We start from the raw sequence: 19,642 nt of genomic DNA, 5'->3' as shown, positions 1-19,642 counted from the left end.
ATTCCTGGCCCGGGGTCGTTTTCGCTGTCATCATCCGGGGATGGAGAGCAGCGAGGGGCCCCGGGCGGACGGTGGCGCGCCGTCCGCTGAAGCAGCGTCCGGCGTCGTCGTCGCGCCAGACGTCGCGCCAGACGTCGTGCCGGACGCCGCGGCCACACCGGCCGCACCGGTAGCCGTCGACGGACCGGCGTACGCCACGTGGGGCCAGCGGGTGGTCGCGGCGATCCTCGACGACGCGGTCCTGGCCGGGGTCACCTGGCTCGCGCTCGGGTCGGGCTTCTCCCCCGTCACGCTCACGCCCGTGTTCGGCGCGGCCGGTACCGGGAGCTGGGGGCGCGGCCCGCTCGTCCTGATCCCGGTGGCGGTCCTCGCGGCACTGCTGGTGCTCCAGGCGCTGACGGGGTGGACGCCGGGCAAGCTGGTGGTCGGCATCAGGGTCGTCCGGGAGGGCGAGCACCGGCCGGCCGGGCTGTGGCGGACCCTGGCGCGCTGGGTACTGCACGTGCTCGACGCGATCCTCCTGATCGGCTATCTGCGACCGCTGTGGCACGCGAAGCGGCAGACCTTTGCCGACTCCGTCGTCCGGACCGTCGTGGTGAGCGAGGGCCTCGACCTCCCGCGGCGGCCGCGCACCGCCGTGTACGTGGCGGCTGCCGTCACCTGCGTGCTCGGGCTCGGCTACTGCGTGCCGATCAGCAGCAGCGGCGGCGAGAGCCTGGTCGCCGCGGGCCCGTGCCGGCTGGAGAACGTCGGACCGGCTCTGACCGGCGGGGAGATCACGCCGGCCGCGTCCGTGTCGACCAACCAGGACCGCCGGCTGTGGACAGTCCGGGAGACCCGTTCGGTCAGCCCGGGCGCGATGATCGCGTGGACCGTCGACCCGTCGGCGCGCGGCACCAGCTACCGGGTCGAGCTCGACGTGCGGCCAGGACCCGGCGAGGAACCGGTCGTCTCCGGGTCCTGGGACATCGGCACGGGCAGCGCCGAGACCTGGGAGGACGACGCCGGGTTCATGCACACCCGGATCGTCGCCGCCGGCGAGGACTGGCACAACGCCGAGGTCAGGCTCACCGGACCGGGCTCCGACCTCGACGTCGACGCCGGCAGGTGGTTCGACGTGCGCCTCCTTGCCGACGGCGCGGAGCTCGCGGCGTGCGGCGGCGCGCCGACCTGGACCGCGCCCTAGCCACCACCCGGCGCCGAAATCCCATGGCCCGCCGCGCCGGCACGGTCCACCCTGGGCAGATGGAGACCCACGAACAGGCCGAAGAGCCCGAGACCACCCGCTGGACCAGCGCCACCGTCTTCCCCGACATGTGGACCGACCCCGACGACGACCCGCGTGAGACCGACACCCCGGTCACCGACGAGCGCGGCATGCTGCTCGACTACCTGCGCTACTACCGGCTCACGCTGGAGATGAAGTGCGCGGGGCTCGACGCCGAGCAGCTCGCCCGCCGTTCCGCGCCGCCGTCCACCATGTCGCTGCTCGGGCTGGTCCGGCACCTCACCGACGGGGAGCGACACCTGCGCCGCGTCCTGGCCGGCGAGGACGCGCCGTCCCTGTACCGCACCGAGGAGGACCGCGACGGCGACTGGACCGGCGCCGTCGCCGACCCGGCCGTCGTCGACGACGCCTGGCGGCAGTGGCACACCGAGATGGCGGCCACCGACCGGTACCTGGACGGCGTCACCGACCTCGCGAGCTGGAACACCGGCGTGTCCGACTTCGGGCCCGAGGGTGGCGACCTGCAGGTACGGGACGGCGTGCTCGGGCACATCGTCGAGTACGCGCGGCACTGCGGCCACGCCGACCTCCTGCGCGAACGGGTCGACGGGCGCGTGGGCCAGTAGCCGGCGTCCGCCCAGGGGCGAAAAGGCCCGCGGGTGATGTCCGGGCCGACTCCCGCCGGCCGCTTGCGCCCGCGCACGACGGTGGCAGTGTGGAAAGGGTCCGGCGCTCCCGACGGGAAAACGCCGTGCGGTCGCCGGTGATCACGAAGGAGTGAGACTGCGATGGTCAACGTGCGAAATGTGCTGCCGACGTTCGCGGCGAACGACATCGACGCGGTGCGCGCGTTCTACGCCGACACGCTCGGGATGAGTGTGTCGACCCTGGACGAGGGGGCCGGCATCGTGCTCGACCTCGGCGACGGCGCCGCCGTCTTCGTCTACCAGAAGGACGACCACGTCCCCGCGCCGTTCACCGTCATGCACCTGACGGTCGACGACGTCGACGAGGTGGTCGACGAGCTCGCCGCCAAGGGCGTGACCTTCCAGCACTACGAAGGGTTCGACCAGGACGAGAAGGGCATCGTGCGCGGATTCATGGAAGGAGGCGACGGCGCCTGGTTCACCGACCCGGCCGGCAACATCATCGGCCTCGCCGACGGCGGCGGCATGGAGGCGTTCCTCGAAAATCCCGGCGGCTGACCGGGCCGCCTGGGTAGCATCTGGCGCCATGTCTCCCACGTTCGTACTGGTCCATGGCGCCTTCGCCAACTCGTTCTCGTTCGCGCCGCTCCAGGCCGAGCTCGCCCTGCACGGGCACCGCTCCGCGGCCGTCGACCTGCCCGGCCACGGGTTCGAGGCCACCTACCCGGCCGCCTACCAGGCGCCGCAGGACCCGGCCGGCCTCGCCACCACGCCCGGCGTCATCAAGGGCGTGACCCTCGCCGACAACGCGGCACACGTCATCGAGGTCCTCGAACGCGCGAAGAAGAACGGCCCCGTGATCCTCGTCGGCCACAGCCGGGGCGGCATGACGCTGACCGCCGTCGGCAACGCCCGCCCCGACCTGGTCGACCGGATCGTCTACGTCTCCGCCTGGGCCCCCGTGGACCTCGACGCCGGCGCCTACTACGCCCAGCCCGAGATGGCCGACGTCGACGCGGGGGCGCTCGCGGCCGTGCTCGCGGGCGACCCGGCGGCGCTGGGCGTGCTGCGTGCCAACTTCCGCACGGCCGACCCGGCGGTGCTTGCCGGCCTCAAGGAGGCGTTCCTCGCGGACGGCACCGACGACGAGCTCCGCGCGTTCCTCGCCACGTTCCAGCCGGACGAGAACCTCGACGTCGGCACGCCGGACGACCGGGCCCAGGCGGAGACCTGGGGCACGATCCCCCGGTCCTACGTGCGCCTCGACGCCGACACGAGCATCCCGCCCGCGATGCAGGACCGGATGATCCGCGAGGGCGACGCCCTCACGCCCGGCAACCCGTACGACGTGCACACCCTCAGCTCCAGCCACCTGTCGTGGCTGGTCCGGCCGCGGGCGGCGGCCGAGGTGCTGGCCGGGCTCGCGGCCGGGCTCAGCGGGGCGCCCGCAGCAGGCTGAGCTGGAGGGTGACGGCCCCGGTGACCCGGGGCTCGTCGTCGGTGGCGAGCAGGTCGAGCAGGGCGCCCCGGAGCACGGCGAGCGCGAGCGTGCGCCGCGCCGCGCCGTCCGGGGCGTCCCGCTCGGGCGCGGGCTGGCGAGCGGACAGGACCGCGAGCCAGTCGTCCACCGTGGTGCGCGCGAACCCCGCCCAGGGCCCGCCAGGTTCCACGAGCGAGCGGGCATAGGCCTCGGCCCACAGGCGCAGCAGCGGCCGGTGCTCGGCGGCGGCCAGCCAGGACCAGACCAGCTCGACGGCCCCGGCCAGGTCCTGGGGCGCGCCGCCGTCGGCCGGGTCGAGGCGGGACAGGAACGCCAGCTCGTCCTCCCGCGCCCGCCGCAGGAGCGCCCTGATCAGGCCGTCCTTGCTGCCCCACAGGAACATCAGCACGCGCGGGCTCGACCCGATGGCCGTGGCCAGGGGGCGCAGGGAGAGGTCGGCCAGGCCGTTGGCCAGCGCGTACGCGTATGCGGCCTCCAGCAGCTCGACCTGGCGTGCGGACGGACCTGGTTCGACGTCGGGCATGGGGTTAGCCTAGTGCTACTGAAACAGTCGTGTCAGTAGCAGCGGGAGGACAGCATGGAGCAGCGAGACCGGCGGCCCGAGGTGCGGGTGCGTCGCGCCGACCAGCCCGGCGACCTGGGCTGGGTGGTGATGGCGCACGGCGAGAGCTACCACCGCCAGTTCGGCTGGGACACGGACTTCGAGGCCCTCGTCGCCCGGATCGTCGCCGACTACGCCGCGGACCACGACCCCCGCACCGAGGCGGCGTGGATCGCCGAGGTCGAGGGCGAGCGCGCCGGCTGCGTGTTCCTGGTGGCCGGCGACGCGCCGGGAGTCGCCAAGCTCCGCATCCTGCTCGTCGCGCCGGAGGCCCGCGGGCTGGGGCTGGGCCGTCTGCTCGTCGGGGAGTGCCTGACGTTCGCGCGCGGGGCCGGGTACGAGCGCGTGACCCTGTGGACCAACGACGTGCTCGCGTCGGCGCGGCACATCTACGAGGCCGTCGGCTTCACGCTCGCCGACGAGGAACGGCACCACAGCTTCGGCCACGACCTCGTGGGTCAGAACTGGGTGCTGGACCTGCCGCGCGCGGGGTGAGGCGCCGGTCTGCCGGTGACGGCGTGCCGGCCGGTCACGCCGGCGAGATGCGCAGGGTCGCGGCGCGGGCAGCCCCGCCGACGGCGAAGGACGCGAGCGACCCGTACTTGCTCCGGTAGGCCGTGTCGACCGCCGGCGCGACCTCCGGCCCGGCGGGCTCGAACCGCACCGCGACGGTCTCGCCGGCCACCCGGACCCGTCCGGATCCGTGGCTGACCGCGGCGCGGTACCACTGCGACGTCGTGCCCCGCTGGGCTCGGACGTAGAGCTCGCCGTCGGCGAGGACCATGCCGACCTCCACCTCCGGGGCGCCGGGGGCGTCGGGATCGACGGAGCCGGCGGGCCCGGCGGAGAGGTGCAGCGACGGCGCGTCGCGGAGCGCCTCCGGCGTGGGTGCGATCCAGGTGGTCATCGCGCGTCCTTCGCGGTCGTCGTGGTGCCGGCCTCTGCCGTCGCGTCCGCCGTCCAGGAGGCCAGGATCCGCAGCGCCTCGTCGGACGGCGAGCCCGCCTCGGCGGTGAGCACCATCAGCCGCTGCCCGCTGCCGTCGGGGCTGGACCAGGTGTCGCAGTCGAGCGTCAGGTCGCCGACCACGCGGTGCCGGTACTGCTTGGTGCCGTACGTGGCGCTGTTCACGCGGTGCTCGGCCCACCAGCGACGGAAGTCGGGGTCGACCACGGCGAGCTCCCCGACGAGCCGGGCGAGCTCGGGGTCGTCGGGGTCGGCGGCGGCCTCCATGCGCAGTGCGGCGACGGCGTCCCGCGCGTCGTGCTCCCACTTGACGTTGAGCGCGCGGACGGTCGGGTCGGTGAAGAGCAGGCGGACGTAGTTGCGTCGCCCGGCGGGGATCTCGCCGAAGTCGATGAAGAGGGCGACCGCGGCGGCGTTCCAGGCGAGGACGTCCATGCGCTTGCCGAGCACGATCGCCGGCGTGTCGGTGAGCCGGTCGAGCAGCCGCCGCATCGCGGGGCGCAGGGCCTGCCGCGCCCGGCGGCGCCGGGGCCGGGCATCGGCCTTGCCGGCGATCTCGTAGAGGTAGCGCTGCTGGTCCTCGTCGAGGCGGAGGGCCGACGAGAGCGTGGCGAGCACCGACGCGGACGCGGCGACGCGCCCCTGTTCGAGGCGGGTGTAGTAGTCCACGCTGATCGCCGCGAGCTGGGCCACCTCCTCCCGGCGCAGCCCGGGCACCTTGCGGCGGGACAGGGTCTCGGGGAGGCCGGCGGCGTGGGGGTCGAGCTCGGCCCGGCGTGCCTTGAGGAACGCGCCGAGCTCGTCCGGATCGACGGGTGGGGTCATACGGACCATTCTGCGAGCGGCCGGGGCGGTGTGGGAGGGCAGGATCCTTCCCCGGCAGGAACCCGACGCTGTTGCGGTGCGAGCGGGCGGCACAACCTGGTCGCATGAACCGAACAGACGTCACCTTCGACAGCGCCGGCATCTCCCTCGCCGGCCACCTCTACCTTCCCTCGTCCGACGGCGCCGCCGGCACCGCCCCGCTCCCCGCGGTCGTCGTCGGCCACCCCGGGACGGGCGTCAAGGAGCAGACCGCCGGGACGTACGCGGCGCGCCTGGCCGAGCAGGGCTTCGTGACCCTCGCCTTCGACGCCGCCTTCCAGGGCGAGAGCGGCGGGCTGCCGCGCGGGCTCGAGGATCCCGCCCACCGCGTCGAGGACCTCAAGGCGGCGGTCTCGTACCTCGCCACCCGCCCCGAGGTGGACGCCGGGCGGATCGGGATGCTCGGCATCTGCGCCTCCGGCGGTTACGGCATCGCGGCGACCGCGGGCGACCACCGGGTGCGGGCGCTGGCCACCGTGAGCGGCGTCGACGTCGGGCGCCAGTTCCGCGAGGGCGCCGACGGCTCCCAGCCCCCGGCCGTGGTCCAGGGGATGCTCGACGCCGCCGCGGCCGCCCGCACCGCGGAGGCGCGCGGCGAGGGCACCGGCATGTTCCCGGTCTTCCCGGAGACCGCGGAGGAGGCCCGGGCGCTCGGCGGCCGGCACGGCTTCGAGGGCTTCGAGTACTACCGCACGGAGCGCGGCGCGCACCCGCGTTCCGCCACGGAGTTCACCTGGTCGAGCGTGGACCGCATCGCGACGTCCGACCAGTTCCGGTTCGTGGGCCTGATCGCGCCGCGTCCGCTGCTCGTCGTGCAGGGGACGGAGGCGGTCACCAGGCACATGGGCACCCTGGCCTTCGCCGAGGCACACGAGCCCAAGGAGCTCCACTGGGTCGAGGGGGCCAGCCACGTCGACCTCTACGACAGGCCCGAGTTCGTGGGTCCGGTCGTCGAGAAGCTGACCGGGTTCTTCGCCCGGGAGCTCGCTACCGCCTAGCCGTCCGCCGAGCGGCCGCCGGCGTGGACAAAGCGGGCATCACGGCAAAGACTGTGGCCTGACCTGCCCGTTCGGTGTGAGGAGTGCCCGTGGAGACCCTGGTCCTGGATGCCGCTGGAAGGGCACCGCTCGAAGAGGTCGCGCGGCTGCGGGAGCGGGGGCCGGTGACGCGGGTCGCGCTGCCGGGCGGCGTGGAGGCGTGGGCCGTGACCGACCTGGGCCTGCTGCGCCCGATGCTGGTCGACCCGCGGGTCTCGAAGGACTCGCGCCAGCACTGGACGGCGCTGGTCGACGGCGAGATCACGCCGCAGTGGCCCCTGTACACCTGGGTCACCGGCGCGTCGATGTTCAACGCCTACGGCAGCACGCACCGCGCGATGCGCAAGGTCGTGGCGCGCGGGTTCACGGCGCGCCGGACGCGCGCGATGGAGCCGCGCGTCACGGCCGCCGTCACCGCGACCCTCGACGAGCTCGCCGCGAAGGGCGCCGACGGCGCGGTCGTGGACCTGCGCGAGGTGTTCGCCTCGTCGATCCCGGTCGAGGTGATCTGCGACCTGCTCGGCGTCCCCGACGAACAGCGGCAGGACATGCGCCGGTGCGCCGACACCCTGATCAACACCGGGGCCACGCGCGAGGCGCAGGGCGCCGCGCAGGCCGAGCTGCGCGAGCTGCTCGGCGCGCTCGTCCGCGACAAGCGGGCGGACCCGGCCGAGGACCTGATCAGCACGGTCGCGGCCGAGCTGGCCGACGACGAGGCGGTCTCCACGAGCAACCTGATGCTGGTCGCCGGCCACGAGACCACCGTGAACCTGCTGGCCTCCGCCGTCCACCTCCTGCTGACCCACCCGCACGTGCTCGCCGCGGTCCGCGCCGGCGAGGTCACGTGGTCCGCCGTGGTCGACGAGACGCTGCGCGTGGCGCCGCCGGTGATCTACATCCCGCTCCGCTTCGCCGTCGAGGACCTGGAGCTCGGCGGGGTGGCGATCAGCAAGGGCGACCCGATCATCGCCGTCTTCGGCGCCCCGGGGCGCGACGAGACCGTGCACCAGGACGCCGCGGTGTTCGACCCGGCGCGCGCCGACCGGACGCACCTGGCGTTCGGCGCCGGCGCGCACCACTGCGTCGGCGAGCCGCTGGCCCGGCTGGAGGCCGAGACCGCCCTGCCCGCGCTGTTCGAGCGCTTCCCCGACCTGCGGCTCGCCGAGCCGGACGGCGACCACGGCCAGGTGCCCGGGTTCGTCGCCAACGGCCCGGCCCGGCTGCCGGCCGTGCTGGGCGCCGAGCGCGCGGGCTGACGCACCGTCGGGCCGGCCGCCGGGTGCCGGCCCCGGACGTCAGCCGCCGACCACGCCGTGGTCGGCGGCCTGCCAGGTCACGGGGAGCCGCTCGGCGTGCCGCACCCACGCCGACGACGCCCAGGGCAGGTCGTCGGGCGACCCGGTGAGCTGCACGTCCATGTGCCGCAGGAGCTGGTCGACGGCGGTGCGGGCGATCAGCCGGGCCAGCCGGGGTGCCGGGCAGGCGTGCGGCCCGGTGCCCCAGGACAGGTGGGAGCGGTTGTCGACCTCGTCCCACACGTCGTCGGTGTGTACGGCCGGATCCCGGTTCGCCGCTGCGATCGCCAGGACCAGGGCGTCGCCCTTGCGGATCCGGTGCCCGCCGAGGTCCATGTCCGTGAGGGCGAACCGCGGCGCGGGCGACTGGGCGATGGGGGACCTGCGCCACAGCACCTCGTCGAGCGTGCCGTCGAGCGTGAGGCGGCCGCCCGCGACCCGGGCGGCGAGGCTCCGGTCCGTCAGGATCTGGTGCAGCGTCTGCGTGATCCACGCGGTGAGGAAGATGGCCGCCGCGCTGACGGGCACGATCGAGCTGCTGGCGATCTCGCCGTCGTGCGCGAAGTTCTTGTGGACCGCGAGGTACGAGACCAGGTCCTCCCCGCCGGTCTCCCGCCGCCGGCGGATGTGCTCCAGGACGATCGCCGCCGTGTTCGCCTGGGCCTGTGCGACCTGGTCGCCGTCGCCGCTCACCACGGCCGCGGCGTCGGCCATGAGCATGGCCCCGGTCTCCAGGTCGAACCCCAGCGTGGTGGTCATCGCGAGGAACCCGATGGGCCGGCAGTACGCCTTCACCAGGTCCCCGCTCCCGGACGGGCCCATCCGGTCGATGACGCGCTCGCACATGTCCGTGGTCCGCTCACGGACCACCCGCTCGTCGAGGGCCGCCAGGGCGTCGTCCAGCGGCTCGCGCAGCCGCTTGCGCTCCTCGCCGTCGTGGTAGAACGCCGTCGGGCGCGGCTGCGCCGGGGTGTAGATGCCGATCGCCGTGCCGGCGGGCAGCAGGTTCTCGGCGTTCCACCGCCAGTTGGCCGCGTTCCGGCTGAAGTCGAACTCGGAGCGCATCACGTGACAGTTCTCGGAGTGGCCCAGGACCAGCCATGCCGGGATCACGACGTCGTCCTTGCGCTCGATCTCGATCGGCGCCACGGGGCCCCACTGCGCGCGGAGCCGGGCGTAGTGCTCCTGCGGGTCCGGGCTGCTGGTGATCTCGGTGAGGGAGGTGAGCCCGGTGTGGCTCTCCAGCGAGGCCGTGCTCCGGGTCGTCTGCGGGATCATGGGCGACATCTGACCACGACGGTCATGCATGCCGGAAGGCCTCAGGATTTCTCATCTCGAAGTCCGGTCACCGTCTCGGGCCGCTTCTGCCGGGCGAAGCGGGCCGGCAGGTCAGGCCCGTCCCACACCTGGATCGCGCGCCAGATCGACGCGGCGACCGGCACGGCGAGGACGGCGCCGGTGATCCCGGCGAGCACGGTCCCCGCGGTCAGGGCGAACAGGATGACGAGCGGGTGCAGGCGCAGGGTCCGGCCCATGACGATCGGCTGGAGGAAGTCGCCCTCGAGCTGGTTCACGGCGACCACGATGGCGACGACGATCAGCGCCTCGACCGGTCCGACCGCGACGAGCGTGACCAGGGCCGCGATGATGCCGGCGAGGGTGGCGCCGACCAGGGGGATGAACGCGAGCAGGAAGACGAGCACGGACAGCGGGACGACGAGCGGCACGCCAACGATCGCGAGGCCGATCCCGATCCCGATCGCGTCGACCAGCGCCACGATCGCCGTGCCGCGCACGTAGCCGCCGAGCGTGCTGACGGTCGCGGCGCCCACGCGCTGCCCGCGCTCGTACCGGTGGCCCTCGAACGGCCGCAGCAGGAACTCCCACATCGCCGGGCCGTCCTTCAGGAAGAAGAACAGGACGACGATCATGATGAAGAAGCCCGCGATGAAGTCGGCGGTCTGGGAGACGCCCGCGATGGCGCCGGAGCCCACGGTGTCGGACTGCAGCAGGTTCAGCGCGGACTCCCGCACCGACGCGATCTGCTCGTCGGTGATCTCGAAGGGCAGGTTCTGGACGTACGTCTCGAGGGAGTCGAACCCGTCGAGCGCCTGCCGGCCCAGCTCTTCCCACTGGTCCGCAACGGCGCGCACCACGAGCCACACGATCCCGGACAGCAGCGCGACCAGGCCCAGGAGCGAGACCCACGTGGCCAGCAGCGAGGGCCACCCGTGACGGCGCAGGTACGACACCAGCGGGGAGATGGCCGCCGCCAGCACGAGCGCGATGAGCACCGGGATGACGACGAGGGTCAGGCGGGTGCCCACGTATCCGAAGACGGCGATGATCGCGACGACCGCGAGGATCTGCAACGCCCGGGTGCCGACGCGGCCGAACCCGTCCGACCACAGCCGGGACGCCGGGCTCTCGACGGGCGCGGCGTGCCCGGTCGCCCGGTCCTGCGTGTCCGTGCCGGCGGGGCGCGGTGCGCGGCGGCCGAAGAGACCCATCGGCTGTCCTCCTCGTACGGGGTCCAGCGTGTGCTGGGTCCGGCGGCGCCGGACATGCCGACGGTATTGCGGCCGCGCCCAGGTCGCGCGACGGCGCGCCCGGTCCGTCGGTACTGGTCGGTCCTGATCGGTTTCCTGGCGATCGATGAGTCCGGACCGCCACGGTCGTCGACGCTCTGAGCGCGACGAGCGGAGTCAGGTATGGCGGAGATCGACGATGTCCGGCCGCTGGGCACCAGCCTGGAACGGTCCTACGAGGTGTACGTGCGCGGCCGCCTGAAGTTCCGCGTCGGTCAGCTCGTCTACGTGGCGTTCTCGCTCGACGAGTCGGTGATGGGCTTCGCCTTCCCGAAGGAGGAGCGGGCGGCCCTCGTCGCGAGCGATCCGACGACGTTCCAGCTGCCCTCCGCGTCGGACATGCGCTTCAACTGGGTGCACGCCGACCTCGCCGCCCTGGACCCGGAGGAGGCCCGTGAGCTCGTCGTCGACGCGTGGCGCATGGTCGTGCCCCAGAAGGTCTTCCGCGCCTACGACGCCGCACATCCTGCCGACGCCGACTGACCGTCAGACCTGCATGTCGACGAACCGCTGGTAGTGGCCCTGGAATGCCACGGTGATCACGTCGGTGGGGCCGTTACGGTGCTTGGCCACGATGAGGTCGGCCTCGCCGGCGCGCGGCGACTCCTTCTCGTAGGCGTCCTCGCGGTGCAGCAGGATCACGACGTCGGCATCCTGCTCAATTGACCCAGATTCCCGCAAATCAGACATCTGCGGTTTCTTGTCGCTGCGCTGCTCGGCGCCACGGTTCAGCTGCGAGATGGCGATCACGGGCACCTCGAGCTCCTTCGCGAGCAGCTTGAGCGACCGCGAGAACTCGGAGACCTCCTGCTGACGCGACTCGACGCGCTTGCCGGACGACATGAGCTGGAGATAGTCGATGACCACCAGCTTGAGGTCGTGCTTCTGCTTGAGACGCCGGCACTTGGCGCGGATCTCCATCAGCGACATGTTCGGCGAGTCGTCGATGAACAGCGGGGCGTCGGAGACCTTGCCCATGGTGGCGGCGAGTTTCTGCCAGTCGCCGTCGTCCATGTTGCCGCTGCGCATCTTGGTGAGCGGCACGCGGGCCTCGGCGGCGAGCATTCGCATGACGATCTCGTTGCGGCTCATCTCCAGGGAGAAGATGACGGAGGCCATGTCGTGGTGAATGGCCGCATGAGATGCGACATTAATGCCCAAAACGGACTTTCCCACAGCAGGCCTGGCGGCCACGACGATCATCTGGCCGCCGTGCAGGCCGTTGGTCAGGCGGTCGAAGTCGGAGTAGCCCGTCGGCACGCCGGTGAGCCCCTCGCCGCGGCCCTGCGCGGCGTCGATCTCGTCGAAGGTCGGCCCGATGATCTCGGCCAGCGGCAGGTAGTCCTCGGACGCGCGCCGCTCGGTCACGGCGTAGACCTCGGCCTGCGCGTTGTTGACGACGTCGTCCACCTCGCCGCCGTCGGTGGCGTAGCCCATCTGCACGATGCGGGTGCCGGCCTCCACGAGGCGGCGCATGATGGCGCGCTCGCGCACGATCTTGGCGTAGTACCCGGCGTTGGCGGCCGTGGGCACGCCCGCCATGAGGTCGTGGATGTACGGGGCGCCGCCCACGCGGGCGTGCTCGCCCCGGCGCTGCAGCTCGGCGACCACGGTGATGGCGTCGGCGGGCTCGCCGCGGCCGTAGAGGTCGATGATCGCGTCGTAGATGGCCTCGTGCGCGGGCCGGTAGAAGTCGTTGCCGCGGATCTGCTCGATCACGTCCGCGATCGCGTCCTTGGACAGCAGCATGCCGCCCAGCACGCTCATCTCCGCGGGGACGTCCTGCGGCGGCGTCCGGTCGAGGCCGGGGCTCCCGCCGGAGTAGCTCGACTCGAGCTCCTCGATCGACATCCGCGCCTCCAGCCTTCCTGATCTTGTGACATCCCGTGACGCCCGGGCACACGCTACGCGTGCGTCCGGTCGATGTCCTACACCTGTTCTACTCCTCGCCACCGACACTCTCGGGACATCGGCACCGACACGCCTTTGTGTCGTGCACGACAGTCCCCGGAAATCAGACCAGCAAGCTAGCTCCGCTGACGCTAGGCCCCCGCGAACCCGAGCGCAACGAGACCTGTGGACAAGCCTGTGCACATCCATGTGGAAAGGTGGCCCAGGCTGTGTACAGCGGGTGGACAACCCTGTCCCCAGTTGTGGATAACCCCTGTGTAAAACATCGACATGCCCTCTGACCTGCGTCGACGTAACCCCCAGCCTGTGGAGGAAAGAAAGTTGGGCGAGCCTCGCCACACCCCCGGTTCCCCGCGGTCCGTCGACCGGGAGATCCTCGCCCTTGCGGTACCCGCCCTCGGCGCCCTGATCGCCGAACCCGTCTTCGTCCTCGTGGACAGCGCGGTCGTGGGCCACCTCGGCACGGCCCAGCTCGCGGGGCTCTCGCTCGCGAGCAACGTGCTGCTCACGCTCGTCGGGCTGTGCGTCTTCCTCGCCTACACCACCACCGCCTCGGTGGCCCGGCTGACCGGGGCGGGCCGGGAACGCCAGGCCCTGCAGTCCGGCATCGACGGGATGTGGCTCGCGCTCGGGATCGGGGTGGTCCTCGTCGTGATCCTGCTGCTCGCCGCCCCGCTGACCGTGACCGCCCTGGGTGCCCACGGCGACGTCGCGCACCATGCCGTGACCTACCTGCGGTGGTCCGCGCCGGGGCTCGCCGGGATGCTCGTGGTCCAGGCCGCGACCGGTGTGCTGCGTGGCCTGCGCGACACACGCACGCCCCTGTTCGTCGCCGCCGCGGGAGCCGTGCTCAACACGGTGCTCAACATCGCGCTCGTGTACGGCGTGGGGATGGGGATCGCCGGGTCGGGCCTCGGGACGGCGATCACCCAGCTCCTCATGGCCGTCGTGCTGGGCGTGATCGTGGTGCGCGGCGCCCGGCGGCGCGGCGCGAGCCTGCGCCCCCACCGCGCCGGCATCCTGTCGGGCGCCCGCGCCGGCGCTCCGCTGATGGTCCGCACCCTCAGTCTGCGCGCCGCCATCCTGGTCACCGTGGTGGTCGCGACCGGCCTCGGCGACGTCGCGCTCGCCGGGCACCAGGTGGTGAGCTCGCTGTGGGGCCTCGCGGCGTTCGCGCTCGACGCGCTCGCCATCGCCGCACAGGCGCTGGTGGGACACGGTCTCGGGGCCGGCGACGTCGGCCACGTCCGGGGCGTGCTGCGCCGCTGCCTGCAGTGGGGCGTGGGCGCGGGAGCCGTGATCGGCCTGCTCCTCGCGGCCGCCGGCTGGTGGATCGCGCCCCTCTTCTCGCCCGACCCCGACGTCCGCGTCGCCATCGCCCTCGGCATCGCCGTGTGCGGCGTGCTCATGCCGATGGCGGGCTGGGTCTTCGTGCTCGACGGCGTCCTCATCGGCGCCGGCGACGGCCGCTACCTCGCCTGGGCGGGCATGGCCACGCTCGTCGTCTATCTCCCGTTCGCGCTCGCGGTCGCCGCCTGGGCGCCCGACGGCGCACGCGGGCTCGCCTGGCTCTGGCTCGCGTTCGCCGGCGTGTTCATGGCCGCGCGCGCCGTGACCACCGGCTGGCGCGCACGCGGTGACCGCTGGCTGGTGACGGGGGCGTGAGGCCCGGCGCGGCCTCGCCCGGCCGGGCGCAGGTCAGGCCCACACCTTGAGCCGGTAGCCCACGCCCCGAACCGACGCGACCTCGACGTCGCGCACCGGCGCGAGCCGCTTGCGCAGCCGCTTGACCGCGGACGTCACCGGGTCGGAGTCACCGAGGTAGGGCAGCTGCCACACCCGTGCCGTGAGCTCGGCGAACGACCACACCCGCCCGGCCTCCAGGGCGAGCGTCGCGAGCAGGTCGAACTCCCGCGCCGACAGGTACACGCGCCGGCCCAGCGCCGTGACCTCGCGCGCGGCGAGGTCCACGAGCAGCGGCCCGGCCACCAGCGGTTCGAGCGTGGGCGGCGCGACCATCGGGATGGCGCCCGTGACGGCAGGAACCGGACCCGTGACGGGCCGCATCGCCTCGGTGACGACCGGCATCGTGCCGGTCGCCGGACGGGCCGGCGCGGGGATCGTCGCCACCGGCAGCACGGGGGACGACGTCCAGTGTGCGGGCAGGAACTCCGGGGCGGGGTGTACCGCCGGGTCGGTGAGGTTGTCCGGGAGTCGGTCGGTCGGGTGCCCGGAGAGGTGCCGGCCGTAGGACCGCTCCTCCGCCGGGCCCGGGTTGTCGAACCGCTCGGGCTGCGTTCCGAGGCCGCGCCAGGGTGCGTCGCCGGGGCGCCGCGGCGCGGTCTGCTGGGTGAGCACGGCGCGTGCCCCGTCGGCGTCGGGCGTGGCGAGCACCGTGGCCTGGCCGCGCAGGAGCCGGGCGATCTCGATGATCTGGTCGGAGGGGAGGCCCACGCAGACGACGAGGCCGGGGGTGGATCCTGGTGCGGGGTCGTGCGTCATTGACTCGCCCTCCATGGTCGACCGTTCAGACGCGGACCGGGTTAAACCTGGCCGGCGCGCGCCAGTTTGCCCCCGAGTCGTACCGCGTGGGTCAATTTTTCGTTACCTGCCCGTTGCGTGCGGGATATGGCGCATTCCCGCCCGGGTGACGGTATTGCGTCAATTGAAGTCATATAGGGTGAACTTTACAGCTCTTGGGGTGAAATTGATTCCGGGCTCTTGACAAGGGCAGCCGTCGGGCTTCGCCCGTGTCTTGACCGGAAACTGACCTTTGCTCGACCGTGAACCGACCTTGTTCCCAGGAGGCGTCCAGCAGACGGTAGGGGGCGATCCACAGCAAGTGGATCGCCGTCGCGCGCTCCCGCCGCATCGCAGCGGGTGCGCCCGAGCATGGAGGCCCCATGTACCGTCGCAGGAAAATTGCAGGGAGGGCGACGACCGCCGTCACAACGGCGCTCGCACTCCTGGCAACCTCAGCGGTGACCGTTGCGCCAGCAGCGCTCGCCCAGACCGTCCCGACGACCACCCTTGCCGCCGCCGACGAGCCCGAGGAGAAGCTCAGCGCCAAGGTCCTCACCCAGCTCGAGGACAAGAAGACCGCGGACTTCTGGATCCAGTTCACGGACCAGGCGGACCTGGCACCGGCCGAGGACATCGCCGACTGGGACGAGCGCGGTCAGTTCGTCTACGACGCGCTGCACGCCACGGCCAAGAAGTCCCAGGCCTCGGTGGCCAAGGAGCTGACGGCGGCCGGCGCGGACTTCCAGAGCTACTGGATCAACAACGCGATCTTCGTCGACGACGGCTCGCTCGCGCTCGCCGAGAGCCTCGCGTCCAGCAGCACGGTCGCCGGCATCCACGAGCAGATCACGATGCAGTACGAGAAGCCGGTCGAGAAGACGCCGTCCGGCGAGAAGACCGCGGCCGCCGTCGAGTGGGGCCTCGACGCGATCAACGCACCCGAGGTGTGGGAGCAGGGCTACACCGGCTCCGGCATCGTGGTGGCGAACTTCGACACCGGCGTGGACGCCACCCACCCGGCGCTGCAGAGCAAGTACCGCGGGTACAACGCCGACGGTACGTACGACAACGACTACAACTACTTCGACATCCCCGACACCTGCGACGGCGGCGCACCCTGCGACTCCGGCCAGCACGGTACCCACACCATGGGCACCATCGTCGGCGGCACGGGCGCCAACCAGATCGGCGTCGCACCCGACGCCACCTGGATCGCGGCGAACTGCATCGACAACGCCGGCTGTGCCTGGGACGACTACCTCGCCAACGCGCAGTGGTTCCTCGCCCCGACCCGCGCGGACGGCAGCGACGCGGACCCGTCGAAGCGGCCGCACGTGGTCAGCAACTCGTGGGGCATCCCGCCGGGCGTCGACCTGCCCGAGGACTGGATGAGCGCCGAGACGCAGGCCTGGAACGCCGCGGGCATCTTCGGTGCCTGGGCCGGCGGCAACGAGGGGCCGTCCTGTGAGTCGGGCCGGTTCCCCGGCTCGTTCACGCACACCTACTCGGTCGGCGCGTTCGACGTGAACGGCGCCATCGCGTCGTTCTCGGCGCGTGGTCCGGGGCGTGAGGGCACCCTGCTGCCGAACATCGCGGCCCCGGGCGTGAACGTGCGCTCCTCCATCCCCGGTGGTGGTTACGCGAACTTCAGCGGCACGTCCATGGCCACCCCGCACCTCGCGGGCGCCATCGCGCTGCTGTGGAGCGCCGCTCCGTCGCTGGTCGGCGACATCGAGGGCACCATCGCGCTCCTCGACGAGACCGCCATCGACACCGAGGACCTCTCCTGCGGTGGTACCCCGGAGCGCAACAACGTCTGGGGCGAGGGCAAGCTCGACGTCGCCGCGCTCGTGGAGGCTGCTCCGACCGCCGGTACCGGCACCGTCTCGGGCACCGTCGCGGACGCCTCCGGCACGCCGATCGCCAACGCGTCGGTCGTCGTCGACGGCGAGCGGGACCGGACGGTCTCCACGGACGAGTCCGGCGCCTGGTCGGCGACGGTCCTCGCCGGCGACTACAGCGTGTCGGCCTCGGCCTTCGGCTACCTCACCTCGGCGCCCGCCGCCGTGACGGTGGACGTGGACCAGGCCGAGACGGTCGCCATCACCCTGGAGTCGGCCCCGCGGCACGCCGTCACGGGTACGGTCCAGCTCGAGGGGTCCGGTGAGCCGGTCGCCGGCACGCCGGTCACGCTCCGCGGCTCACCGTACGAGCCGGTCACGACCGGTGCGGACGGCACGTTCGCGTTCGCCGACGTGCCCGAGGGCACCTACTCCCTGTCCGTCCAGCTGGGCGGTTGCGCCGCTCCTTACGACGGCGAGCTCGTGGTCGACGGCGCGGAGGACGTGGACATCGACATCGTCCCGAACGTCGACGCCGGCGGCTACTCGTGCTCGGTCACGACCGCCGACTACCGCCAGGGCGACACCCTCGTGACCCTGTCGGGCGACGACGCGTCGACGTCCGTGAACCTGCCGTTCTCCTTCCCGTTCTACGGCGAGGAGTACGCCCGGGCGTTCGTGACGACCAACGGCCACATCAACTTCCTGGCCGCCACCAACGCGTACGCCAACACGACGATCCCGTCGGCGGCCGTGCCCAACGCGGCGCTCTACCCGTACTGGGACGACCTCAACCTCGACTCGGCCGCCGGCCTGTACTCGGCGACGACCACGGTCGACGGCGTGGACGCCTACGTGCTGGAGTGGCGCAACATCCGGAAGTACGACACCGCGACCGACCGGCTGAACTTCTCGGTGACGCTGCTGGCCAACGGTGACGTGACCTTCGGGTACGGCGCCGTGACCGACACCGCCGGCGCGAAGGGCAGCTCGGCCACCATCGGTGTGGAGAACGCCGCCGGTACCGTCGCCACGCAGTTCTCGTACAACTCCCCGGTGCTGTCGGAGGGCCTGTCGATCGCGTTCGACGCCCCGCCGGTCGCCACCGTGGCGGGCGTGGTCGAGGACTTCAACACGCAGGAGCCGATCGAGGGCGCCGACGTCACCCTGACCTCGGCGGACGGCACGGAGGTCACCGCGACCACCGCGGCGGACGGCACCTACTCCACCCTGGTGAGCCTGGGTGACTACTCGGTCGAGATCGCGGCGGACGACTACCAGTCGGCCACCAAGACCGCATCCGTGGTCGGCGAGGGCTCCGACGTCACCGTGAGCGCCCAGCTCAAGGCCGGCAAGCTGACGGTCTCGAAGACCGCCATCGACGCCAGCCTGGCGATCGGCGGCTCCGCCTCGCGCAACATCAAGATCACCAACACCGGCTCCGCGCCGGCCGAGGTGGACCTGGCTGCGCGTGGCGGCGAGTACGTCGTGCTCGGTGGCGACACCGCGTCGACGAGCGGCGTCGTGAAGGGTGTCCAGGGCAAGGCGACGGCGGCCAAGCTGCCGTTCTCGTCCGGCGGCAGCAAGCTCACCGGCCTGCGCAGCAGCGCTTCCGCCGGCGTCGCCACGGGCCAGGTCGCCGCGGCGGCCTACCCGGACGTGGCTGCCGACGAGGTCGTCCTGTCGCACTCGACCTCGCACGAGATCGTCGCGGCGAGCTCGGTGGCCTGCCCGTCGGGTGTCACCAAGCTGCTGCGCACCTACACCCCGGGTGACTTCGGCATCACGGCCGGCTTCCAGCCGACCAGCGTCACGTTCGGGATCCAGGAGGTGGCCACGCCGTCGACCACGGCAACGGTCACCCTCTACACGCTGTCGGGCGCGTTCACGTACGCCAACCTGACCCCGATCGGGTCGGGCCAGGTCACCGTGACCGACGACTTCGGCTCCTGGTACACGGTGCCGATCGACGCCTCGGCGACCATCGCCCCGGACGACATCCTCGTGGTCGAGGTCGCGGGCACGGCCATCTACGTGGGCGGCAACCCCGCCGCGGAGACCAGCCCGACCTACCTCGCCTCGGACGGCTGCGGTACCCCGGAGCCGACGACCGCCGACAGCCTGGGCTTCCCGGACTCCAACCTGGTCATCGACGTGACCGGTGAGGTGGCCGGCAGCGGTGGTGGCGTCGAGTGGCTGGACGTCCAGCCGCCGTCGTTCACCCTGGCGCCGGGCAAGAGCGTGACGGCGGTGGCGACCATCACGGCCGCCGTCGACCAGCCGGGCACCTACACGGCGTCCATCAACATCGGTAACAACACGCCGTACGACGTCACCCCGGTGACGGCGACCATGTCGGTGAAGGCGCCCGCGGGCTGGGGCAAGATCACGGGCACGGTGAGCGGCGGCGGTGCGCCGATCGAGGACGCGGTGGTGGCCCTCGACGGTGTCTCGTACGACGTGGTGCTGCGGACCGACGCCGAAGGTACGTACTCGTACTGGATGCAGAAGTCCAACGCCCCGCTGCAGGTGACCGTCTCGGCCGACGGGTTCGTCCCGGCGACCAAGAAGGCCCAGATCATCGCGGGCCAGACCACGGTCTACAACTTCGGGCTGACCGCGCTGTAACAGGCGGTCTCG

General features: G+C 72.4%; 17 protein-coding genes. 10 read left to right on the top strand and 7 right to left on the bottom strand.

The features are described from left to right. Positions 1 to 40 precede the first annotated feature (40 nt). The 4 genes from ACFV9Q_RS15450 to ACFV9Q_RS15435 all read left to right on the top strand — a co-directional run bounded on the left by ACFV9Q_RS15450 (position 41) and on the right by ACFV9Q_RS15435 (position 3,334). Positions 41 to 1,186, top strand: a complete 1,146-nt coding sequence (locus ACFV9Q_RS15450) for an RDD family protein (protein ID WP_377235125.1) — start codon at positions 41 to 43, stop codon at positions 1,184 to 1,186. A gap of 59 nt (positions 1,187 to 1,245) precedes the next feature. Beyond that, on the top strand, positions 1,246 to 1,854 hold the full coding sequence (locus ACFV9Q_RS15445; protein WP_377229096.1) for a DinB family protein: 609 nt from the start codon (positions 1,246 to 1,248) through the stop codon (positions 1,852 to 1,854). 162 nt (positions 1,855 to 2,016) lie between these two features. Next, positions 2,017 to 2,433, top strand: coding sequence for a VOC family protein (locus ACFV9Q_RS15440; protein ID WP_377229095.1), 417 nt, complete (start codon positions 2,017 to 2,019; stop codon positions 2,431 to 2,433). 28 nt (positions 2,434 to 2,461) lie between these two features. Then, positions 2,462 to 3,334, top strand: coding sequence for an alpha/beta fold hydrolase (locus ACFV9Q_RS15435; protein WP_377235124.1), 873 nt, complete (start codon positions 2,462 to 2,464; stop codon positions 3,332 to 3,334). On the opposite strand, the gene ACFV9Q_RS15430 is transcribed toward ACFV9Q_RS15435, so the two are convergent. Then, positions 3,309 to 3,899: a TetR/AcrR family transcriptional regulator gene (locus tag ACFV9Q_RS15430; protein WP_377235123.1), complete on the bottom strand. Its 591-nt coding sequence runs from the start codon at positions 3,897 to 3,899 to the stop codon at positions 3,309 to 3,311. The genes ACFV9Q_RS15435 and ACFV9Q_RS15430 overlap by 26 nt on opposite strands. Before the next feature lie 54 nt (positions 3,900 to 3,953). Here ACFV9Q_RS15430 and ACFV9Q_RS15425 point away from each other — a divergent pair, with 54 nt between their 5' ends. Further along, positions 3,954 to 4,472: a GNAT family N-acetyltransferase gene (locus ACFV9Q_RS15425; RefSeq protein ID WP_377235122.1), complete on the top strand. Its 519-nt coding sequence runs from the start codon at positions 3,954 to 3,956 to the stop codon at positions 4,470 to 4,472. 34 nt (positions 4,473 to 4,506) lie between these two features. Here ACFV9Q_RS15425 and ACFV9Q_RS15420 read toward each other — a convergent pair whose 3' ends face one another. Then, a complete protein-coding gene (locus ACFV9Q_RS15420) occupies positions 4,507 to 4,884 on the bottom strand; it encodes a DUF2255 family protein (RefSeq protein WP_377235121.1) in 378 nt (125 codons plus the stop codon). Then, entirely contained in the window at positions 4,881 to 5,768 is an 888-nt protein-coding gene (locus ACFV9Q_RS15415; RefSeq protein WP_377235120.1) for a helix-turn-helix domain-containing protein, read from the bottom strand. The genes ACFV9Q_RS15420 and ACFV9Q_RS15415 overlap by 4 nt, the downstream gene beginning before the upstream one ends. A gap of 104 nt (positions 5,769 to 5,872) precedes the next feature. Here ACFV9Q_RS15415 and ACFV9Q_RS15410 point away from each other — a divergent pair, with 104 nt between their 5' ends. Then, positions 5,873 to 6,805 carry an alpha/beta hydrolase gene (locus ACFV9Q_RS15410; RefSeq protein ID WP_377235119.1) on the top strand — a complete coding sequence of 311 codons (933 nt, stop codon included), beginning with the start codon at positions 5,873 to 5,875 and terminating at the stop codon, positions 6,803 to 6,805. Between the two features lie 89 nt (positions 6,806 to 6,894). After that, complete coding sequence (locus tag ACFV9Q_RS15405) at positions 6,895 to 8,100, top strand: cytochrome P450 (RefSeq protein WP_377235118.1); 1,206 nt, start codon at positions 6,895 to 6,897, stop codon at positions 8,098 to 8,100. 39 nt (positions 8,101 to 8,139) lie between these two features. Here ACFV9Q_RS15405 and ACFV9Q_RS15400 read toward each other — a convergent pair whose 3' ends face one another. After that, positions 8,140 to 9,417: a cytochrome P450 gene (locus tag ACFV9Q_RS15400; RefSeq protein WP_377235117.1), complete on the bottom strand. Its 1,278-nt coding sequence runs from the start codon at positions 9,415 to 9,417 to the stop codon at positions 8,140 to 8,142. 41 nt (positions 9,418 to 9,458) lie between these two features. Then, a complete protein-coding gene (locus ACFV9Q_RS15395; protein ID WP_377235116.1) occupies positions 9,459 to 10,649 on the bottom strand; it encodes an AI-2E family transporter in 1,191 nt (396 codons plus the stop codon). A gap of 201 nt (positions 10,650 to 10,850) precedes the next feature. On the opposite strand from ACFV9Q_RS15395, the gene ACFV9Q_RS15390 reads away from it, so the two are divergent. Next, positions 10,851 to 11,210: an MmcQ/YjbR family DNA-binding protein gene (locus tag ACFV9Q_RS15390; RefSeq protein WP_377235115.1), complete on the top strand. Its 360-nt coding sequence runs from the start codon at positions 10,851 to 10,853 to the stop codon at positions 11,208 to 11,210. 3 nt (positions 11,211 to 11,213) lie between these two features. Here ACFV9Q_RS15390 and dnaB read toward each other — a convergent pair whose 3' ends face one another. Continuing rightward, entirely contained in the window at positions 11,214 to 12,578 is a 1,365-nt protein-coding gene (dnaB, locus tag ACFV9Q_RS15385; RefSeq protein ID WP_285101714.1) for a replicative DNA helicase, read from the bottom strand. Between the two features lie 381 nt (positions 12,579 to 12,959). Between dnaB and ACFV9Q_RS15380 the strand changes: the two genes are divergently transcribed. After that, a complete protein-coding gene (locus tag ACFV9Q_RS15380) occupies positions 12,960 to 14,303 on the top strand; it encodes an MATE family efflux transporter (protein ID WP_377235114.1) in 1,344 nt (447 codons plus the stop codon). Between the two features lie 33 nt (positions 14,304 to 14,336). Here ACFV9Q_RS15380 and ACFV9Q_RS15375 read toward each other — a convergent pair whose 3' ends face one another. Next, positions 14,337 to 15,140 (bottom strand): winged helix-turn-helix domain-containing protein, encoded by an 804-nt coding sequence (locus ACFV9Q_RS15375; protein WP_377235113.1) that lies wholly within the window; start codon positions 15,138 to 15,140, stop codon positions 14,337 to 14,339. A 479-nt stretch (positions 15,141 to 15,619) separates the two neighbouring features. Between ACFV9Q_RS15375 and ACFV9Q_RS15370 the strand changes: the two genes are divergently transcribed. Further along, complete coding sequence (locus ACFV9Q_RS15370) at positions 15,620 to 19,630, top strand: carboxypeptidase regulatory-like domain-containing protein (RefSeq protein ID WP_377235112.1); 4,011 nt, start codon at positions 15,620 to 15,622, stop codon at positions 19,628 to 19,630. Positions 19,631 to 19,642 lie beyond the last annotated feature (12 nt).

It is taken from the genome of Promicromonospora sp. NPDC059942 (assembly GCF_042731755.1).
In the GTDB taxonomy this organism is placed as follows: Bacteria; Actinomycetota; Actinomycetes; order Actinomycetales; family Cellulomonadaceae; genus Promicromonospora.
The sequence above is the reverse complement of the archived record's forward strand: the minus strand, read 5'-3'. Positions and strand labels throughout refer to the sequence as shown.

What these genes read in the sequence shown, in the direction of transcription:
- ACFV9Q_RS15420 (WP_377235121.1), bottom strand. Translation starts at nt 4,884, where the DNA reads ATGACCACCTGGATCGCACCCACGCCGGAGGCGCTCCGCGACGCGCCG.
- ACFV9Q_RS15430 (WP_377235123.1), bottom strand. Translation starts at nt 3,899, where the DNA reads ATGCCCGACGTCGAACCAGGTCCGTCCGCACGCCAGGTCGAGCTGCTG.
- dnaB (WP_285101714.1), bottom strand. Translation starts at nt 12,578, where the DNA reads ATGTCGATCGAGGAGCTCGAGTCGAGCTACTCCGGCGGGAGCCCCGGC.
- ACFV9Q_RS15390 (WP_377235115.1), top strand. Translation starts at nt 10,851, where the DNA reads ATGGCGGAGATCGACGATGTCCGGCCGCTGGGCACCAGCCTGGAACGG.
- ACFV9Q_RS15445 (WP_377229096.1), top strand. Translation starts at nt 1,246, where the DNA reads ATGGAGACCCACGAACAGGCCGAAGAGCCCGAGACCACCCGCTGGACC.
- ACFV9Q_RS15395 (WP_377235116.1), bottom strand. Translation starts at nt 10,649, where the DNA reads ATGGGTCTCTTCGGCCGCCGCGCACCGCGCCCCGCCGGCACGGACACG.
- ACFV9Q_RS15410 (WP_377235119.1), top strand. Translation starts at nt 5,873, where the DNA reads ATGAACCGAACAGACGTCACCTTCGACAGCGCCGGCATCTCCCTCGCC.
- ACFV9Q_RS15450 (WP_377235125.1), top strand. Translation starts at nt 41, where the DNA reads ATGGAGAGCAGCGAGGGGCCCCGGGCGGACGGTGGCGCGCCGTCCGCT.
- ACFV9Q_RS15435 (WP_377235124.1), top strand. Translation starts at nt 2,462, where the DNA reads ATGTCTCCCACGTTCGTACTGGTCCATGGCGCCTTCGCCAACTCGTTC.
- ACFV9Q_RS15440 (WP_377229095.1), top strand. Translation starts at nt 2,017, where the DNA reads ATGGTCAACGTGCGAAATGTGCTGCCGACGTTCGCGGCGAACGACATC.
- ACFV9Q_RS15425 (WP_377235122.1), top strand. Translation starts at nt 3,954, where the DNA reads ATGGAGCAGCGAGACCGGCGGCCCGAGGTGCGGGTGCGTCGCGCCGAC.
- ACFV9Q_RS15400 (WP_377235117.1), bottom strand. Translation starts at nt 9,417, where the DNA reads ATGATCCCGCAGACGACCCGGAGCACGGCCTCGCTGGAGAGCCACACC.
- ACFV9Q_RS15415 (WP_377235120.1), bottom strand. Translation starts at nt 5,768, where the DNA reads ATGACCCCACCCGTCGATCCGGACGAGCTCGGCGCGTTCCTCAAGGCA.
- ACFV9Q_RS15375 (WP_377235113.1), bottom strand. Translation starts at nt 15,140, where the DNA reads ATGACGCACGACCCCGCACCAGGATCCACCCCCGGCCTCGTCGTCTGC.